Annotated in this window: 15 protein-coding genes; 6 read left to right on the forward strand and 9 right to left on the reverse strand. The window is 62.1% G+C overall.

The annotated features are described in order from the left end of the window. Positions 1-4: 4 nt before the first annotated feature. The 9 genes from BLO80_RS02525 to BLO80_RS02565 form a co-directional block, all read right to left on the reverse strand. Positions 5-463 (reverse strand): DUF6484 domain-containing protein, encoded by a 459-nt coding sequence (locus BLO80_RS02525; protein ID WP_092326541.1) that lies wholly within the window; start codon positions 461-463, stop codon positions 5-7. Between the two features lie 16 nt (positions 464-479). Continuing rightward, positions 480-2,705 (reverse strand): type VI secretion system Vgr family protein, encoded by a 2,226-nt coding sequence (locus BLO80_RS02530; RefSeq protein ID WP_092326543.1) that lies wholly within the window; start codon positions 2,703-2,705, stop codon positions 480-482. Positions 2,706-3,037: 332 nt separating this feature from the next. Continuing rightward, a complete protein-coding gene (locus tag BLO80_RS02535; protein ID WP_092326545.1) occupies positions 3,038-4,402 on the reverse strand; it encodes an MFS transporter in 1,365 nt (454 codons plus the stop codon). A gap of 51 nt (positions 4,403-4,453) precedes the next feature. Continuing rightward, positions 4,454-5,683, reverse strand: a complete 1,230-nt coding sequence (locus BLO80_RS02540; protein ID WP_092326546.1) for an OprD family porin — start codon at positions 5,681-5,683, stop codon at positions 4,454-4,456. A 113-nt stretch (positions 5,684-5,796) separates the two neighbouring features. Next, on the reverse strand, positions 5,797-7,161 hold the full coding sequence (locus BLO80_RS02545; protein ID WP_092326548.1) for an MFS transporter: 1,365 nt from the start codon (positions 7,159-7,161) through the stop codon (positions 5,797-5,799). A gap of 82 nt (positions 7,162-7,243) precedes the next feature. Further along, complete coding sequence (locus BLO80_RS02550) at positions 7,244-8,521, reverse strand: FAD-dependent oxidoreductase (protein WP_092164538.1); 1,278 nt, start codon at positions 8,519-8,521, stop codon at positions 7,244-7,246. A 92-nt stretch (positions 8,522-8,613) separates the two neighbouring features. Beyond that, positions 8,614-9,096, reverse strand: coding sequence for an aconitase X swivel domain-containing protein (locus tag BLO80_RS02555; protein ID WP_175459438.1), 483 nt, complete (start codon positions 9,094-9,096; stop codon positions 8,614-8,616). Then, positions 9,093-10,376, reverse strand: a complete 1,284-nt coding sequence (locus tag BLO80_RS02560) for an aconitase X (protein ID WP_092326551.1) — start codon at positions 10,374-10,376, stop codon at positions 9,093-9,095. The genes BLO80_RS02555 and BLO80_RS02560 overlap by 4 nt, the downstream gene beginning before the upstream one ends. Beyond that, entirely contained in the window at positions 10,373-12,085 is a 1,713-nt protein-coding gene (locus tag BLO80_RS02565) for a dihydroxy-acid dehydratase (protein WP_218189352.1), read from the reverse strand. Before BLO80_RS02565 ends, BLO80_RS02560 begins: the two co-directional genes overlap by 4 nt. 124 nt (positions 12,086-12,209) lie before the next feature. On the opposite strand from BLO80_RS02565, the gene BLO80_RS02570 reads away from it, so the two are divergent. From BLO80_RS02570 to BLO80_RS02595, 6 genes are all read left to right on the forward strand, one after another. Continuing rightward, complete coding sequence (locus BLO80_RS02570) at positions 12,210-13,142, forward strand: LysR family transcriptional regulator (RefSeq protein WP_092199741.1); 933 nt, start codon at positions 12,210-12,212, stop codon at positions 13,140-13,142. 132 nt (positions 13,143-13,274) lie between these two features. Continuing rightward, a complete protein-coding gene (locus tag BLO80_RS02575) occupies positions 13,275-13,979 on the forward strand; it encodes a heavy metal response regulator transcription factor (protein WP_092326553.1) in 705 nt (234 codons plus the stop codon). Further along, positions 13,979-15,352, forward strand: a complete 1,374-nt coding sequence (locus BLO80_RS02580) for a heavy metal sensor histidine kinase (RefSeq protein WP_092326554.1) — start codon at positions 13,979-13,981, stop codon at positions 15,350-15,352. Before BLO80_RS02575 ends, BLO80_RS02580 begins: the two co-directional genes overlap by 1 nt. A gap of 130 nt (positions 15,353-15,482) precedes the next feature. Then, positions 15,483-15,743 carry a DUF2790 domain-containing protein gene (locus BLO80_RS02585; RefSeq protein ID WP_092326556.1) on the forward strand — a complete coding sequence of 87 codons (261 nt, stop codon included), beginning with the start codon at positions 15,483-15,485 and terminating at the stop codon, positions 15,741-15,743. A 44-nt stretch (positions 15,744-15,787) separates the two neighbouring features. After that, positions 15,788-16,843, forward strand: a complete 1,056-nt coding sequence (locus tag BLO80_RS02590) for an oxidoreductase (RefSeq protein WP_092326558.1) — start codon at positions 15,788-15,790, stop codon at positions 16,841-16,843. Between the two features lie 69 nt (positions 16,844-16,912). Further along, positions 16,913-18,235, forward strand: a complete 1,323-nt coding sequence (locus BLO80_RS02595; RefSeq protein WP_092326559.1) for an NTP/NDP exchange transporter — start codon at positions 16,913-16,915, stop codon at positions 18,233-18,235. Positions 18,236-18,300 lie beyond the last annotated feature (65 nt).

An 18,300-nucleotide genomic window follows, 5' to 3' on the forward strand; every position in this document is an offset into this window, starting at 1 on the left:
CCTTCTAATTGATCTGCACCGAACCGCCCTTGATGCGGTTCACGCCGGATGACCGGTTCGAAAGATAGGTCCCACGGATCAGCACCTTGCCCTCACGGGTGAGGGTAATGCTCGCCTTGCCGCAGCGCAGGACGATTTCCCGCTCTGCCGTGAACTCCAGGCGCTCGCCGTCCAGGTGGGCGGCGGTTGGCGTTGCGGTTTGCGGCAGGCGCTGGATGCGACCGATCACCAGCGGCCGGGTCAGGTCGCCGGCCTCGAACATCAGCGCGACCTGGGCGCCGATGTCTTCACGGGAGAACGGGGTGGTGGTGCGCGCGGCGAGGCCCGTTTCGCCGGGGCAGCCCGGGAAGGCCACCACCGGGGCGTCCGCCCCGGGCACATCCAGCAGCACCCCGATCACGACGCCATCCACGCGCGCGGGCGTGGCGGTGGGGGAAACGGGGAAATGATATTCAACGGTCATGGCGCCCACTCCGTGGCTAGTTCTGCAGGATTTTCTGGCCTTTGACGACCACGTTCTTGTTCGCCTTGATGTTGATGGCGCCGGAGCCGTCGATGGTGATGTTCTTGCCGCTGATCACGATGGTGCCGTCCTTCTTCATGGTGATGCTGGCCGCGCCCGTGGTCAGGCTGATGGAGTCGCCAGCGTTGAGGGCGAAGTGCTTGCCCACGTCCAGGCTGTCGTTCTGCTTGATGCCCGTGCTGCGGTTCTGGGCGACGTCGCGGGATTCGTTCTGGCCGATCTGGGTACTCTGGTTGCCGTTGATCTCGATGCCTTCATTGCCCTGGACCGTTTCGTTACGGTTGCCGCTGATGCCGATGGTCTCGTTGCCACCCACGTCCTCGGTCCGGTTGCTGGCGATGGAGATTTTTTCGTTCGCACCGACTTTTTCCGTGCGGTCGGCACCGATGGTGATGGTCTCGTTATTGCCCACGCGCTCGGTGCGATTGGCGCCAATGGTGATTTTCTCGTTGCTGCCGACATCCTCGGTGCGGTTCACACCAATGGAAATGGTTTCGTTATTGCCGACCTTTTCCTTGCGATCCACACCAATGGTGATGGTTTCGTTGTTATCGACGGTTTCGGTACGGTCGTGTTTGACGTGCACGGTCTCGTCGTTGTCGATGGTCTTGCGGCGGTCATGGCCAACCCAGTGGGTCTCGTCGTTCTCGACCTCGATGTCCTGGTTTTTCTCGGCGTGGATAAACAGCTGCTCGGCGCCTTTCTTGTCCTCCATGCGGATTTCATTGAAGTTGGCCGGTGAGCCGCCCTTGCTTGAACGGCTTTTCACCCCGCTCTGGGTGGCATTGGCAGGCAACCCGTAGGGCACGGTCTGTTCGGCGTTGTAGACGCGGCCGGTGATGATCGGCCGATCCGGATCGCCCTCGAGGAAACTGACGATCACTTCCTGACCGATCCGCGGGAGTTGCACGGATCCCCAGTTCTTGCCGGCCCAGGCCTGGGAGACGCGAATCCAGCAGGAGCTGTTTTCATTGGACTGGTCATGGCGATCCCAATGGAAATGCACCTTGACCCGGCCATATTGGTCGGTCCAGATCTCCTCGCCACTGGGGCCCACCACCACGGCGGTCTGGGGGCCGCGGACGATGGGCATCGGCGTGAGGGGCAGAGGGCGGAAGGCCTGGTTGGCATCCATGCAGTCCAGCTCGCTGACGAACTGTTCGGTGACGTCCGACTGTCCGCTTTCATAGGCATCCTGACGAATCTGATAACGGGCGGCCACCACCAGATACTCGCGGTTCTGGTCCGCACGGTCGTATCCCGTCAGTGTGAACACATGACCGCAACCGATTCCGCGGGCGCGTCCGCGTAACTGCACACGCTCGAACTGACTGTGAATGGCTTCGATGCGAGTACGCGCATAGTGATCGCCATCGTTGCTCTGGACGTATTCACCGGGGTAGTCGTAGAGCGGGTAATCGGCGTTGGTGTGGTTGCGCGCAACGCTGGAGCGCACCTCGAGGCTGGCGCGCGGGCGCAGGAAGTCGTAGTCGTTCAGCGCCAGCGAGCCGGGTTGGACTTCCCGTGCCAGTTGCCAGTCGTAGAAATGATCGCGCTCGCGCATTTGCCGATCGGGCGGGTAGAAGGGCACCGAGGCATAGTCCGCCGCCGTGGAGTGGGCACCATAGGCATCGGCCAGCACCAGCACATGACGGTTTTTTTCATGGCGAAAGTAGTAATAGATGCCTTCCTGCTCCATTAGCCGGCTGACGAAGTCGAAGCTGGTTTCACGGTACTGCACGCAATATTCCCACTCGCGGTAGCTGCCGCTCAGGCTGTCTTCGAAATCGGAGAAGCCGAGGTCGCGGAACACCTGCTTGATGATGTCCGGCACCGTCTTGTTCTGGAAAATCCGGCAATCTGAGGTGCGCGTGAGCAACCAGAACCAGGGCCGCAGGCTGACGCGGTAACCGGCGAACTGACCGTGCCCGGTCAACTGCCGGCAACTGCAGACGATGCCGTGGAAATAGCGTTTTGCGCCGTCGTACAGCTCCAGGGTCAGCCCCATCGGCTTGCCCAGCAACTGGTCGAACGTGATCGCCCGGTCTTCGGAGGTCAGGTCCAATTCGTAGTGGAACAACCGCCCCAACTCTTCGCTGCCCTCCATGCTTTGCAGCAACAGGACATCGCCGCCCAGAGGGCTGTCGACCTGCACCAAACGGTTGTTTTGGGTGATTGCCATGAGCGGCTTCCTTGGCTCGGGTTCGGGCGTCAGTGGGCCGTCGTAAGAAAGGTGGCGCCGTAGGCAAAGGCGCCGCCAAAAGGAACGTGAAGGGAAATCAAGCTCAACGTCTGCTGCACATCCACCACAGAGGTGATCTCCTTATCAGTCTTGCGGTCTTTAGCATGCGGCCAGATTGGCAGATGCTGAGGTCAAGATAGGTGACTGAAAGGTCGTTTGCTTAGTTTCATTAGCTATATATCTGATTCCTTAATCGAATAATCATGAAAATGAATGCTGACTCAGACACCCTGGCCATAGGGGCGTGAAGCTGCGTACTCACTGCTGCTCTTCTAGGGTTTCGCCGGGTTCAATAGCTCGGTTTCCATGGCTGAACGTCTATCGATGCGCGCCACGGTGTAGGCGCACACACCCAGCACCGCGGGACACAGGGCCAATACTGCGAAGCTCTTCACGACAGGCATGCCGCTGTTGAGCACATGGGCACCGAGCAGCGGCCCGCATACCGAGCCGAACTTGCCCATGGAGGCGGCCCAGCCGGCGCCGTTGCCGCGAATGGCACTGGGGTAGAAAATCCCGGCGATGCTGGTGATGCCGTAGTGACTGCCCTTGACGAAAATGGCGCCGACCATGCTCAGCGCAATGAAGGCGTTACCTTGCAGGTCGCCAATGCCCAGCGCCAGCAGGAAGGGTAATGAAAGCAGGGGATAGATCATCACCGCATAGGGCCCCCGGGTGTCGACGACGCGCATCAGCACAAGCCCGGCCATGGCACCGCTGAAGGACGCGAAGGAGCTTACCCAGGACGCGGTAGCCCGGTCGAAGCCCGCATACTGATACACCAGCGGGCTCCATGACGCGAGGAAATACATGGCCATGGAGCTTGCGCCAAAGCCGATCCAGATCATGGGCGTGATCCATTTCAGTTTGCCGATGAACAGTTGGCCGACCCGAAATGGCTGGCGGCCGATGTCGATTTCATCGGCCAGGAAATAGCGATCCCCGGCGCGCACATCGATGGCGGGATCCAGGCGCTTGAGGATTCGCAGCACGGTTTGCGGTTGCTTCTGCTTGCTCACCAGGAACCGCACCGACTCCGGCAGGGTAAAAAACAACAGGACGCTGGAGAGCAGCGTGGCGATACCGCCCAGCACGAACACACTGGCCCAGCCGTACTGAGGTGCGAGCCATACGGTCAGTGGACCGGCTGCCGCGCCCCCCAGGCTGAAGCCGACCATGATGAGGGTGATCACGCTGGCACGGTAGCGCTTGGGCACGAATTCGATATTCAGTGCCCAGCACAGCGGCAGCATGGCGCCCAGGGCGAAACCGTTGAGAAAACGCAGCACCAGCAGAGAGGTGTAGCTGTCGGCGAAGGTGAACAGCAGCGTCAGCACACCAAAGGCACTGGTGGACAGAATGATGGTCGGACGGCGCCCGATCCGGTCGCCGAGATAACCGAAAAAGAACCCGCCCAGCATCATGCCGAACAACCCGATGGAAAAAATGTTGCCCAGTTGCAGTTTGTCCAGGCCGATGTCCTCGGCCATATAGGCGGCGGTATGGGACAGCATCAACAAGTCGAAACCATCGAGGAAGGTGATCAAGACCGACACGCAGATGATCAGATAGTTGAAGCCCGACAGTTTGCGCCCCTCGATCAGGGCGGCGACATCAATGGCGCGTGACGACGTCATGGGTGTTCTCCCGGTAAGACGTATGCGAGCGAGTGTTCCGGTGGGCGGGGCTCACCACAGTTTCCAGGTGTAGGCCACGATCAGGCGGTTCTCATCGAGTTGCTGGGTCAGGCCGTTTCCGGAGCGGAAGGTGAGGTTGCGCCAACGCACGTTCAGGCCTTCCAGGGCACCGCTTTGGAAAACGTAAGCCAGGTCGGTGTCGCGCTCCCACTCACTGCCGTCGCTGACGGTGCGCGTGTGGATATCGCTGCCTTTCACGTAACGGGTCATGAACGTCAGGCCGGGTACGCCGAGCGCGGCGAAGTCATACTCGTAGCGCAACTGCCAGGACTTCTCGTTGGCTTTGATGAACGAGTTGTAGGTGACCAGGTTCGCCACGTAGGGCGTGCCGGTGTCGATGACCGGAAACACACTCTCGCCCGACAGCCGCTGGAACGCCGCGGAGAAGCGCTGCGCCCCGACGGTCAGGGTGAACATGCCATTGAAGTTGCGGTTATCGATTTTCCCGGCTTTGCCAACACCGATATCATCGCTGTCGACGTAGCGCAGGTCGGAGCGCAGGCTCACGCCTTCCCCCAGGGGCAGTACATGGATCAGGCCGGCGAACTGCTGGCGGTAGATGTCTTGCAGCTCACCGTAGTGGTAGCGCAGGGTCAATTGCTTGCCGACGGTGTAATCGCCGCCGAGCAGGTCCAGGTGATCACTGCTTTGGCCGGCATAACCGATGTCGTCGTTGCTGGATGAGTCACGGCCATTGGCCTTGGTCAGTCTTGCCGCGGTGACGGTCAGGTTGTCGAGTTCGCCGGACGTCAGGTAGGCACCGGTGAAGGTAGATGGCAGCAGTCGGGTATCGCTGTAATACGCCAGCGGATGAATCGGCATCAACGTTCCGACCTTGAGCTGGGTCTTGGACAGGCGCATTTTTGCGGTCAGCCCCAGTTCGCTGTAGTCGTCCACCGGTTGATTGCTGTCGGGGCCATAAGGCAACAGCCCACCGCCACGGCGGCCCGCACCGGAATCGAGTTTGATCCCCAGTTCACCCAGGGCATCGAGTCCGAAGCCAACGGTGCCTTCGGTGTAGCCCGACTGAAGTTCGGCAATGAAGCCTTGGGTCCATTCCTCGGCCTTGGCCTGAGGCGCATCGCTCTGGCGGAAATCGCGATTCAAGTAAAAGTTGCGCGTCGTCAGCGTCGCGCTACTGTCTTTGATGAAGTCCGCATGGGCGCAGGTGACTGAACCACAGAGCGTCAGGGCGGCGGCGAGAAGAAGGTTCCTGTTCATTTTTATTGGTCTCAGGATCAGTAGGATTTTCAGGACGAGTTTTGCCTGACCGCGTCGATAGCGACGCGGTACGGGCTGCCTGGGTCAGGCGCGGTAAGCCGGCAGAAAGGTGCTCAGGTTTGTGATGGGGCGGGCAGTGGGTCTGCCCCGCGATGGCGGCGTGTCAGGTGGCCGATGACGAAGGCACAGGCCGCCAGCACGGCGGGGCAGATCGCCAGGACCAGGAAACTCTTGACCACCGGCAGGCCACTATTGAGCACATAGGCGCCCAGCAATGGGCCGAGGATCGAACCGATCTTGGCGATGGAGGTGGCCCAGCCGGCGCCATTGGCGCGAATGGCACTGGGATAGAACACCCCGGCGATGCTGAGGATTCCATAATGGGAGCCTTTGACGAACACGCCGCCGACCAGGCTCAACATCAGGAACGCGGTGCCTTGCATGCCGGTGATGCCCAGTACCAGCAGGAAAGGCAAGGCCAGCAACGGGTAGATCATCACCATGTACGGTCCACGGGTATCGACGAAGCGCATCATCGCCAGGCCCGCCATCGCACCGCTGAAGGATGCGATCGAGCTGACCCACGACGCTGTCGCGCGATCGAAGCCGGCGTATTGATAGACCAGCGGGCTCCAGGAGGCGAGGAAATACATGGCCATGGAGCTGGCGGAGTAGCCCAGCCAGATCATGGGCGTGATCCACTTCAAGCGGCCGATGAACAACTGGCTGACCCGAAATGCCTGGCGACCGATGTCCGGCTCGTCCAGCAGGACGAATTGGTCAGTGGGACGCACGTCCAGGTTCGGGTCCATGCGCTTGAGAATCGCCGCGATTTTCTCCGGTGCCTGACGCTTGCTGGCCAGGAAACGCACCGATTCGGGCAGGGTGAACAACAACAGCACCCAGGCGCACAACGTGACCACGCCGCCGAACACGAACACGCCCTGCCAACCGATATGCGGCGCCAGCCACACCGTCAGCGGGCCGGCCATCGCGCTGCCGAGGCTGAACCCGACCATGATGATGGTGACCACCGTGGAGCGATAACGCTTGGGAACGAACTCGATGTTCAAGGCCCAGCACAACGGCAACATGGCGCCCAGGGCGAAGCCGTTGAAGAAACGCAGGACCATCAGCGACGCGTAGCTGTCGGCCATGACAAACAGCAACGTCAACAGGCCGAACGAGCAGGTGGAAAACAGAATGGTGGGACGCCGTCCGATGCGGTCCCCCAGGTAACCGAAGAAGAACCCGCCCAGCATCATGCCCAACAGGCCGATGGAGAAGATTTCGCCCAGTTGGATCTTGTCCAGGCCGACCTCATCGGCGATGTAGGAGGCGGTGTGGGAGAGCACCAACAAGTCGAAGCCGTCGAGGAAGGTGATCAAGACCGAAACCAGAATCACCACGTAGTTGAAACGTGACAGTTTGCGCGCCTCTATAAGCGCCGCGACATCCAGGGTACGGGACTGTGACATGTGCGTTCTCCACTGCATTTTTTATTGTTGTCGGAGTGGCGCCCCCCGTTCACATGGCGGGCGCATCGAACTGCTTGAAAACCTATTCCAGATTGAATGCCAGCCGTTCGCGCAACACCTGCGCGGGTATATCACTCAGGCGCCCGTCCGGGCCAGCCAAATCCAGTGCATGGGCGGCCGCGGCCCCCATGGCGATACACGGCCCCATCACGCGCACACTCGACAGCGCGGCCGCGTCGGCGTCAATGCAGCGGCCCGCGACCACCAGGTTATCGCTGCCCTCGGGGAGCATGCTGCGCAACGGCACGCTGTGGACATGATCGTCGCCAAAGGGCTCCCACTGGTAACCGGTGCTGTCGCCGTGCAATTCCACCGGCCAGGAGGTGCGCGCCACCGCATCCGGAAACATCGTAGCGGCACGCACTTCATCGGTGGTCAGGTGATGTTGGCCGACAATCCAGCGGGTCTGGCGAATGCCGGGCAGTGCATACGCCCGTACCTTGGCCTTGCCGTAGGCCTGGGGATACTCCGCTTTGAGGAAACGGATCACCTGATCCACCTGTTGGCGCCCGGCGAGGGCGACGTGAGACGCGGCGACCGGATCCAGGGGCGTTTCGATGTGCGTCATGTTGAACGCTGCCGTGCCGCGTCCGGGGAACTGGAAGAACAGGCCGTCGTCGCGCTCGATACCGTAGTGCCTGGCTTTTTCCTTGACCCGTTCGGTGAATTGCGCGCGCGTCGGCAGGTGGGCTTCATCGATATGCTCGAGAACGAACATCTGGGTGCCGTAGATGGGCGTGTCCGGTTCGCGACAGGCGAGCCCGGCGTTCCAGACCAGTGCCGCATCGCCGCTGGCATCGATAAAGCCGTTGGCCGCCACGCGCACGTCGCCATAACGGGTGGCCAACTCCACTTCCTGGACCCGCGAGCCTTCGCGCACCACCTCACGCAACACCGCACCGAGCACCACGGTGATGCCAGCGTCGAGCACCTTTTGACCAATCCAGCGACCGAGGGCCACTTCGTCGTAGTAAACCACGGTGGTCAAGGGACCGATGGCCTGGTGCAAATCGCCCGAGGCGCCCAGGTCGCGAAGGATGCCGTCGGCGATGCCATGGGTCAGCAACTGGCGGTTCGGACCATTGGAGAACAAGCCGCAAAAAGTCCCGATGATCGAGCCGACCGCCTGGCCACCGAGCATGGGCAGGGCATCGAACAGCACGACGCGCTTGCCGAGCGCGGCGGCCTCCAGGGCGGCGGAAATACCGGAAATACCCGCGCCGGCGATGCAAACATCAGCCTGCAGGCGTTGCGGGGTGGGGGCGCTGGTACGGCGTACCGTGCGAATGACATGAGCCATAAAACTTCCTTTGTGGGGTAAAAAGGCAGCCGAACCCGAACCCGTTGGCCGGTGGCCACGGGGAGCGGTTGTTTTCAGCAGGTTTCTTCGGGTTACGACGGCGCCGGCGTTCGCTGCGGACCGTTGGGCTGTTGCGGTAGGGGCGGGTCATTGCGCGATGAGCGTGGGGTCACTTCGACGATCCCGGCGTCGGCATCGACGCGCACCCAGTCCCCGGTACGGATCCGCTCCAGCGGGTCCTCGGTAAAGCCAGTCATGGCGGGTGCGTGCACGACCACCGCGCCCAGGCCCATTTTCGCGGTCATTTCGTTGAACAGCATGGCGCCAGGGGCCACGCCGGCGAGGCGCGCGATGTGGAACTGCGAAGACCAGCCGGACGAGCCCTTGGCCCCCGGAAACACCAGGACTTTGCCGGCGAAACTGATGCCCTTGAGTTCGTGGCGGGTCTCAATGACGGTGCCGCTGCGCGGGTCGATGCCACCCCAGCCAGAGATACGGTCATGGGTCACCAGGGCTTCGCCTTCGAAGCAGCCGCCAACGACCTTGCGGCCTCGGAGCGTAAAGGTTGCGCTCATCTCAATACTCCTTTCCAACGGCCGTCGATGGCCGCCTGGATGCATTCGGCGGTGGTGCCGAACCACGCCTGGATGCCCATGATCGCCGGCAGGTAATGGGCCTGTTTGGCCGAGTCCACGGCCGCCACTCGTGTGCCCTTGGGCAGCACCTTGCCGATTGCCGAGCAGGTATCGGTCATCACATGCCCGCCGGCCTGCTCGATGATGCGGGTGTAACCGGCCACGTCAGCCAGTTGCTTGATCGACGCGGCGGTAAATATCCAGAGCTCGGTGTTCGCACTCAGGCGCTGGCCTTCCAGCAGCTGGCAGACTTCCCAGATTTGTTCGAGGCTGTAATGCGGACAGCCCAGCATGACGAAGTCGACTTGTGCATCGTGCGCCGTGACGTTGACTTGCTCGTAGGCCCAGCGCCGTTCGGCTTCACCGAAGCGCAAGATGGCTGAAGGCCGGGAGGCGCCGAACGCTTGCTCGCGGGTGCGTGCTTCCGGCGTGACCCCGACCAGGTGATACATCTCCACGCCACCGCTGGAAGCTGCCGCCGCGCCGAAGTGCTTGAGGCGAGCCAGATTGGGCTGGTGGCTCACACCTTCGATGACCGGGATGCAATCCTGCACCTGTTCACCGACCCAGTAACCGAGCAGTCCCCAGTCGGCGGTGGTGCTCACGTCCATGTCCAACTGGATCAGGTGGGTGCCGCGGCGGTTCTCGTCCAAGTGCAGGCCCCAATAGGGAATCTTGCCGGTCAGCATCGCCGCGCCAGTGCTTTCCCGGCCCTCGGCATTGGTTCGGGCGCCGAGCACCGAGTTGATGTAGATCACGGCGGAAGACTCCATCCAGGCGCAGTGCTCGCCTTTCACCGGTACGTTGCCGACTTGATAAGGCGTGCAGGTGTTCAACGGTTGGACGCCCAGGCCGCTGCTGTAGGCCTGGCCGGTTTCATAAATGCGCACCACGTCCTCGCCAATGCCCTGGCGCTTGGCGTGCCGAGGGTCGATGCCTTGTTGCAGGTGACTGCTGAAGACCTTGACCTTGGGGATCCGGACCACCTCGGCGCTGTCGAGGTTGAACTCGCTGAACACCGCGTCCATGCCGCCCTCACGTTCGGCGTACTGACGCAGGAAAGGGGTGGTGGCGCCGATGGTTCCGGCCACATTCCGCGTGTCCACCAGGCATTGCGCATCCAGGGCCTCGCCATAACGCACCAGCAGGTCCATGGCTTTCTGCACGGCCGGGCCTTGATCGCCGGCAAGCATGGCTTTCTCGTCGTCACGCAACCTCATTGCGGTTGTTCTCCGGCGTGGGTGATGTCGCGCGGCTTGATCAGTACCGCACCGCGCTCCATGGAAGACACGTTATGGCGGTAGATATCCAGCCAGCCGCCACCGAACTGCGGCGCCAGAGGCTGCCAACGGGCGCGCCGCGCCTGCATGTCGGTTTCGCTGACATGGGCGTCGAGGCTGTTGTGGTCCAGGTCGATGGTGATGATGTCGCCGTCCTCGACCAGCGCCAACGGGCCACCGACGGCCGCTTCAGGCGCGACTTCGGCCACCACCAGCCCCTTGCACACCAACCCTGAAAGATGGCCGTCCGTCAGCATGGCCACATGGTCGCCGAGCCCGGCACCGTCGATGGCGAACACCACTTTCGAGGCGCCGCCGCCCATGGCCGGGCCGCCGCGCACACCCGCACCGCGCATGACCACCACGTGGCCAGGTTGTATGCGGCCATCCTGCAAGGCTTGGATGGCATCGGCGGAGCGCTCGAAACAGATCGCAGGGCCTTCGAAGCGGCGCATCTTGTTCGGGTCGATGCCGTATTTGACGATGCCCGCCTGGGGCGCGCTGTTGCCACTGAGCATCACGATGGCGGGCTGGGTGGCGAAGGGGTTGTCCAGCGGGCGGATCACCGCGTCATCGCTGACGGTCACCCCTTGCAGGTTCTGCTTCAAGGTTTTCCCGGTGACCGTCAGCACGTCGCCATGCAGCAGCGGTTCCAGGCGCTTGAGCAGCCCACGCCCGCCGCCCGCGGCCTCCATCTGCTCGATGCTGTGTTCTCCCACCGGCCGTACACCGACCAGCACCGGCACCTTGTTTCCCAGGTCCCTGAAGAGTTGATAGACGTCGACCTCGACGCCGCCTTCGGCGGCCACCGCCTGCATATGTTTGATGGTGTTGACGGAGCCGCCCGCGGCGAGAATGGTCGCGACGGCGTTGGCAAAGGCATTGGGGGTCAGGATATCCCGAGGCTTGAGGTCTTCCTCGACCATTTCCACAATGCGCTGGCCGGCCTGACGCACGAAATCGAACATCTGCGGGCTGTTGGCGGCAATCGGCGCGCTGCCGGGCAGGGCCATGCCCAGGGCTTCGCACACCAGGTGCATCGAGTTGGCGGTGCCCATCCCCGAGCAGACCCCGGGCCCCTTGATGGCATTGCGGGCCATGCCGGCCAGTTCCTCGACCGGCAGCGTGCCGGTCACCACGTGCATGGAACTGATGAACACGTCTTCGATATCGACATGCTTGCCGTTGTACTCGCCGCTTGGCTGGTAGCCGCAGACCACCACCAGGGTCGGGATATTCAGGCGGGCGGCAGCCATCAGTTGGCCGGGTACCGTTTTATCGCAAGAGGCCAGGCAGATCATGCCGTCGAGCTGAGCCCCTTCGACCGCGACTTCGATGTCGTTGGTGATGAGGTCGCGGGCGGCGAGCATGTAGGCGCCGCCGGCACCGGCACCGGTAATGAAGTCGCTGGGGGCGGCCGTGCGAATTTCGAAGGGCAGGGCGCCGGCATCGCGTATCGACTGCTTGAGGAGGTCCGCGATGCCATCCAGGTGACTGAAGCAGATCGCCAAGTTGGACGATGAGTTCACGATGGCGATCTTGGGTTTCTCCAACTCGCTTTCGTCGATGCCCAAGGCGCGCCACTGGGCGGCGCGTACAGCCCATAAATAAGAGCCATAGGGAAAATTGCTGCGCAGCTTCTTGGGCATGGTGTGCTCCGTTATTGTTATGGAGATTGTCAATTCGGTTAATCGAGTTAACGATCTTGTACCGAGTCTAGGCTTCGACCTAGAATCCGAAAACCTTATTTCACTTATAGATAAAATCCAAAATATGGATATCAAGGACGTCGATCTCAACCTGCTGAAAGTCTTCGATGCGCTGCGCAAAAAGCAAAGCGTGACCCTGGCCGGTGATCTCATGGGGCTCAGCCAACCTGCCATGAGTTTCGCCCTGGCCAAGCTACGCACGCTGTTCGACGATCCTTTGTTCATCCGGACTTCCCGCGGCATGCAGCCTACCGCCAGGGCCCTGCAGATCGCCGAGCCGGTGCAACGGATCCTGGAGATGGTCAGCAGCGAAGTGTTGCCGTCCACGGGCTTCATCCCTGAACACTCCGACCGACAACTGGTGCTGTGCATGTCGGACATTGGCGAAATGGTGTTCCTGCCCCGGCTGATGCGCATGCTCGACAAAGCCGCACCGAATTTGAGAATTCGCACCCAGGCATTGTCGTCGGAACAATTGGAGGAGGGCCTGGACGCCGGCGAGGTGGACGCGGCCATCGGCTATTTCCCACGCCTGCTCAACACCTCGATCCGCAATAGGGCGCTGTACAGTCACTCATTCGTGTGCATCGTGCGCAACGATCACCCCACCATCGGCGACAGCATAAGCGCCGAACAGTACCAGCAGGCCGTGCACGTCGCGGTCCAGGCCGAAGAGCGAGGCATGAGTGTGCTGGACCGTGAACTGGCCGCCCATGGCGTCACGCGCCGGGTGCGTTTCAGCCTGCCACGGTTCATGGGCGTGCCGTTTCTGGTGGCCGAGTCCGACATGATCGCCACCGTGCCCCTGGCGGTCGGCCGACGTTTCGCCGAAATCACCGATGTGCGCCTGGTGCCGCTACCTTGGGCCATTTGTGGCTACGACATCCATCTTTACTGGCATACGCGGTTCCACCATGACCCGGCGAATCGTTGGCTGCGTCAGTCCTTCATCGAATTGCTCGCCGATTTCTCTCCCGCGGAAACGGTATCCATCTGAGCCGTGGTTATCGTGCGTCGAGGTTGGCCATTGAACCGTTTCTGACAAGAATGTCAGGAAGCGGTCAGCCTCCAGACACTTTCGCTGTCTAGACTCATTGGGTTGCCCCCGTTGCCGCAGAGGAACCAGTTGATGCGTTTGCTCATTGTCGAGGACGAAGAAAAAACCTCCTCCTACGTCCATCGTGGCTTGACCGAGCTTGGCTATATTGTCGACGTCGCGACCAATGGCATCGATGGGCTGCATTACGCCCTGGAATGGGATTACGACGTGGTGATCCTGGATGTGATGCTGCCGGGCAAGGACGGCTACGACGTGCTGCAAGGCCTGCGCCTGCAAAAGAAAACCCCGGTCATCATGTTGTCGGCCAGGGGGACGGTGGATGATCGCATTCGCGGCCTGCGCGAGGGCGCCGATGATTACCTGGGCAAACCTTTTTCATTTGCCGAGCTCGTCGCGCGTGTCCAGGCCTTGATCCGTCGTCACGCGGGTGACACGGCCGACCTGACGCATTTGCGCATCGACGACCTGGAGGTCGATCTGCAAGCGCGCAAAGTGACCCGGGGTGGGCTGCGGCTGGACCTGACGGCCAAGGAGTTCTGTCTGTTGAGCCTGTTGGCGCGGCACCAGGGCGAGATCCTTTCCAAGCTGATGATTGCCGAGCAGGTCTGGGACATGAATTTCGACAGCGACGCCAACGTGGTCGAGGTCGCGATCAAGCGGGTACGCGCCAAGGTGGATGCCCCGTATCCGCGCAAGCTGTTGCATACCGTTCGCGGCATGGGGTATGTACTGGAAAGCCGAGAGGAAAATGGGAGACAAAACGGTACGCCTTGATGAAACGATCGATCGCCAAGCGGCTCGCCCTGATGTTCGCCCTCGCTGTCCTGCTGATCATGTCGATCAGCGCGACGCTGTTGCGTTGTTCCTTGAAACAATCGCTCAATGAACAGATGCAGAACGAGTTGATCCTGCGCCATTCCGTGCTCGACCCGGTGCTGGCGAAATACGATTCGCCAGCGTTCTGGGTCGGCTTGCGCCAGAAGCTCGACAGCCTGACGCCCGCGGATGAACGGGTCCGCTATTGGATCCTGGTCGATGACCCGGCCTTCAGCTACGGCGGGGCGATGCCGGACGGCCAGGATTGGTCGACGCGCGCCGATGGGCTTTTTACCCTCGATCTCCCTGAGCGCGAGCGCCCCATGATGGTATTGCTCAAGACCATTGCGGCCATGGGCGACCGTCCGGAACTGCGCTTTATCGTAGGGCTGGATTCAACGCCCTTCAGGAAGACCCTGGACCACTTCACCAAAATACTGATCCTGACCTCGGCGTTGGGCATCGGGCTGGTTGCGCTGCTCGGTTACTGGATCGCGCGTTTCGGCCTGGGGCCGGTGAGGCGCTTGAGCCATCAAGCCAATAGCCTGCCGCCGGGGGATTCGAAACAACGACTGGACACCGAGGCGCTGCCGGGCGAATTGCAGGAGCTGGCGGTGTCGTTCAACGGCGCCCTGGCTCGCCAGGAGGCGGCCTGGTGCCAGCTCGAAGGGTTCAATGCCAATGTCGCCCATGAACTGCGAACGCCCTTGACCAACCTGATCGGACAAACCCAGGTGGCATTGGCCCACGGGCGTGAGGTGAGCGAGCTGCAGGACTTGCTGCAGTCGAACCTCGAAGAGCTGGAGCGGATGGGCACCATCGTCAACGACATGCTGTTCCTGGCCGGGGCCGAGAGCGGCCAACGGGCAACCGAGCTCAGCGATGTCTCGCTTTATGAGGAGGCGGCGAAGACGGTGGAGTATCTGGAGCCGGTGTTGCACGACAAACAGCTGAGCGTGGTGATTCAGGGCGACATGCGCGTGTGCATCGACCGACGTCTTTTTCACCGTTCCCTGGCCAATCTGCTACAGAACGCGGCGCGGTACGCGGTGCCGACCAGCATTGTCACGGTAAGCCTGGTCAACCACGGCATGCAGGTCGAGGTGAGCGTTTCCAATGCCGGCGAGCCCATCGACAGCGTGCACCTGGAGCGTTTGTTCGAGCGTTTCTACCGTGCCGACGCCGCCCGGACGCGAAGCGATGCGCACCATGGCCTGGGCCTTTCCATCGTGCGAGCGGTGGCATCCATGCACGGTGGGCGCGTGTTCGCCCACAGCGAGAATGGGCTCAACACCTTCGGATTTTCCTTGATGAACCAGGCGACGTCTTAGTCGTCGCCCTGGGAGTAAAGTCCGCCCGCGTTTGACATCTTCCTGTCAGCCAGCAGTCACCTTGACGTCAGTCGCCCCCTCCTAGAGTGCTACGACCGTCCCCCGAGGACACAGTGTCGTGGAGTCCACTATGAACACTCAAAACCTGTCGATTGCCGTCCTGCTGGTCGTCATCGCTCTGAGCGGTTCGCCGCTGCTCGCCAAAGAACAAACGCAAGTCCCGGCCTACGAATATGGCATGCCGCTGGACATCGCCAAGGTCATCCGTATCGAGGCGCCGACAACGCCGATGTGCGAGGTCGTGCAAGCGAAGATGACCTACTTGAATACCCAAGGGGTAAAGAAACACCTCAGCTTCCTGCAGTTGGCCGAGGCGTGCTCGAGACAGTGACCGTCCGGCGATGCCGGTTCATTCTTCAGACAGGGACCATCACCATGTGGAATAGCACAACAACCCCCGCCATTGGCCGCATGAGCAACATCAGCCGGCTTGGAAGACTGGCGAAAACCCTTGCCGCTGGCGTCGCGCTGCTCAGTGCGGTGAGTATCGAAGCGTCCACTCGCGTCGCACCGAAACCAGACTGGTCGACCGGCGACATACCGTCCCAGAAAGGCCGGATTGTCCTGATCACCGGTGGCACCAGTGGCATGGGCTACGAGGATGCGCTGGCCTTGGCCCGCGCCGGCGCTGAAGTCATCATCGCTGCGCGTAACCCGGAGCGCGGCGCGCAGGCCATTGCGCGTATTCGCCAGTCCGTGCCCGACGCCAAGGTGCAGTTCGAGGCGGTGGACCTGGCCGACCTTTCATCGGTGCGCGGCTTGGCCCAGCGGCTCAATCAGCGGTTGCCGCGCCTCGACGTGTTGATCAACAACGCGGCCGTCATGGCGCCTCCCGAGCGAGGTACGTCCGCCGATGGCTTTGAACTTCAATTGGCTACCAATTACCTGGGGCACTTCGCCCTGACCGGCCTGCTGGTGCCGCTCTTGCGTCAAAGCGAGGACGCCCGCGTGGTGAGCCTGTCAAGCATTGCCGCGGCGCGTGGCGCGATGAACCTCGATGACCTTCAGAGCGAGCAGAAGTACGACCCCTACGCGGCCTACGCACAATCGAAACTGGCCGTGCTGCACTGGGCCTTTGCCTTGCAGCGACGCAGTGACGCCGAAAACTGGGGCATTCGCAGCATCGCGGCGCACCCCGGCGTTGCCGTGACCGAGTTGGTCGAACGAGGGCCAGGCCTCGACAGCGAGTTCGGTCGGCGCTGGGCAAAGGACCGCGATGCGTACCACTCAGCGGCACAAGGGGCGTTGCCCACGTTATATGCCGCCACGGCTGCCCAAGCCGTAGGCGGGGCATATTACGGCCCGACCGGTGACGGAGAAAGACGCGGTCCGCTGGGGTTCGCCAAGACGCCGCCTGCCGCCAGCGCGGAGGCGGATGCCGAGCAGCTCTGGGCGGTCTCCGAGCGCCTGACCGGCGTGACCTATCGCTGATGTAACCCTGGGCGCGGGCGTCCGTCCCGCGCTTGACCTTTGCCTTGTTGCCGTCTCCCCGGAGTCCCTATGAGTACGCCTTCCTATGTGCACCGGCTGAGTCTCGCCCTGAACGCCCGCGATGGCGAGTTGCGTCCGGCGCTGTGCGGGTTCCTGCTGTTTCTTTGCCTCTTCACCGGTTACTTCATGCTGCGTCCGATCCGTGAGTCGATGGGCATCGCAGCGGGGGTGGAGAATTTGCAATGGCTGTTTACCGCGACCTTCCTGGTCATGCTGGCAGCCGTACCGTTGTTCGCCTGGCTCAGCGCCCGAGTGCCGCGCCTGCGCCTGATCGACTGGGTGTACGGCTTCTTTGGCTTCAACCTGCTGATGTTCGTCGAGCTGTTCCAGTTCCAGCCGGACAGTATCTGGCTGGCCCGGGTCTTTTACGTCTGGATCTCGGTCTATAACCTGTTCGTCGTCTCCGTGGCCTGGAGCCTGATGGCGGATGTATTCGACAGCGAGCAGGCCAAGCGTCTGTTTGCCTTCATCGCCGCGGGCGCCAGCGTTGGCGGCCTGCTGGGGCCGGCCCTGAGCGCGCTGCTCATCGGTCCTCTCGGCGCCTCGGGGTTGATGTTGCTGGCGGCCTTGCTGCTGGGGGCCACGCTGGTGTTGAAACGAGCGTTGATGGGATGGCGCGAAAAGGGTGGGGCTGGCCGTCCCGACGCTGCGCCGACGCAAAGCCCCCGGCAGCCACTGCAGGGCAATCCGTTCAGCGGTTTGACGGCGGTGCTCAGGTCATCTTATCTGTTGGGAATCGCCGGGTTCGTCGTGCTGTTGGCGACGGTCAGCACCTTTCTCTACTTCGAGCAGGCGCGCCTGGTGGCCGAACTCTATCCAGATCGCGCGGCGCAAGTGCGCATCTTCGGCACTATCGACATCATCGTGCAGGCCGGTGCGTTGCTGTCCCAACTGTTCATCACCGGTCGTATCGCGCCGAGGCTGGGGGTGCGTGCCTTGCTGGCCATCGTGCCGCTGCTCATGTGCATCGGTTTCCTCGGCCTGGCGTTGGCGCCGGGGTTCGCGCTGCTGGCAGCGCTGATGATCGTGCGACGGATCGGCGAGTACGCGTTCGTCCGACCGGGCCGGGAAATGCTGTTCGCCCCCCTGGATGCCGAGAGTAAATACAAGGCCAAGAACTTCATTGACACGGTAGTGTACCGCGCCGGTGACGCCATGAGCGGCTGGGCCAAGAGCCTGCTCGACCTGCTAGGGCAAGGCGCCGGCCCGGCCGCGATGATTGGCGCCTGTTGCGCGTTGTTGTGGGGCTATTTGGGCTGGCAATTGGGACGGCGGGCGGACAACGCCGCTTCCAGGGAGCTGCGCTTGGCGGCCATCGCGGCCAGGGCATGAAGACCGTGCCAACCCAACTGATCTATTGTCCGTCGCATCGTTGCGACGAGTGAAAGGTGATACGG

Source organism: Pseudomonas sp. NFACC56-3, from assembly GCF_900100025.1.
GTDB lineage: Bacteria > Pseudomonadota > Gammaproteobacteria > Pseudomonadales > Pseudomonadaceae > Aquipseudomonas > Aquipseudomonas fluorescens_AA.

Bases quoted from the DNA above. Each gene is read 5' to 3' on its own strand.
- BLO80_RS02575 (WP_092326553.1), top strand. From the start codon at position 13,275: ATGCGTTTGCTCATTGTCGAGGACGAAGAAAAAACCTCCTCCTACGTC.
- BLO80_RS02595 (WP_092326559.1), top strand. From the start codon at position 16,913: ATGAGTACGCCTTCCTATGTGCACCGGCTGAGTCTCGCCCTGAACGCC.
- BLO80_RS02530 (WP_092326543.1), bottom strand. From the start codon at position 2,705: ATGGCAATCACCCAAAACAACCGTTTGGTGCAGGTCGACAGCCCTCTG.
- BLO80_RS02580 (WP_092326554.1), top strand. From the start codon at position 13,979: ATGAAACGATCGATCGCCAAGCGGCTCGCCCTGATGTTCGCCCTCGCT.
- BLO80_RS02535 (WP_092326545.1), bottom strand. From the start codon at position 4,402: ATGACGTCGTCACGCGCCATTGATGTCGCCGCCCTGATCGAGGGGCGC.
- BLO80_RS02545 (WP_092326548.1), bottom strand. From the start codon at position 7,161: ATGTCACAGTCCCGTACCCTGGATGTCGCGGCGCTTATAGAGGCGCGC.
- BLO80_RS02555 (WP_175459438.1), bottom strand. From the start codon at position 9,096: ATGAGCGCAACCTTTACGCTCCGAGGCCGCAAGGTCGTTGGCGGCTGC.
- BLO80_RS02565 (WP_218189352.1), bottom strand. From the start codon at position 12,085: ATGCCCAAGAAGCTGCGCAGCAATTTTCCCTATGGCTCTTATTTATGG.
- BLO80_RS02550 (WP_092164538.1), bottom strand. From the start codon at position 8,521: ATGGCTCATGTCATTCGCACGGTACGCCGTACCAGCGCCCCCACCCCG.
- BLO80_RS02525 (WP_092326541.1), bottom strand. From the start codon at position 463: ATGACCGTTGAATATCATTTCCCCGTTTCCCCCACCGCCACGCCCGCG.
- BLO80_RS02560 (WP_092326551.1), bottom strand. From the start codon at position 10,376: ATGAGGTTGCGTGACGACGAGAAAGCCATGCTTGCCGGCGATCAAGGC.
- BLO80_RS02540 (WP_092326546.1), bottom strand. From the start codon at position 5,683: ATGAACAGGAACCTTCTTCTCGCCGCCGCCCTGACGCTCTGTGGTTCA.
- BLO80_RS02585 (WP_092326556.1), top strand. From the start codon at position 15,483: ATGAACACTCAAAACCTGTCGATTGCCGTCCTGCTGGTCGTCATCGCT.
- BLO80_RS02590 (WP_092326558.1), top strand. From the start codon at position 15,788: ATGTGGAATAGCACAACAACCCCCGCCATTGGCCGCATGAGCAACATC.
- BLO80_RS02570 (WP_092199741.1), top strand. From the start codon at position 12,210: ATGGATATCAAGGACGTCGATCTCAACCTGCTGAAAGTCTTCGATGCG.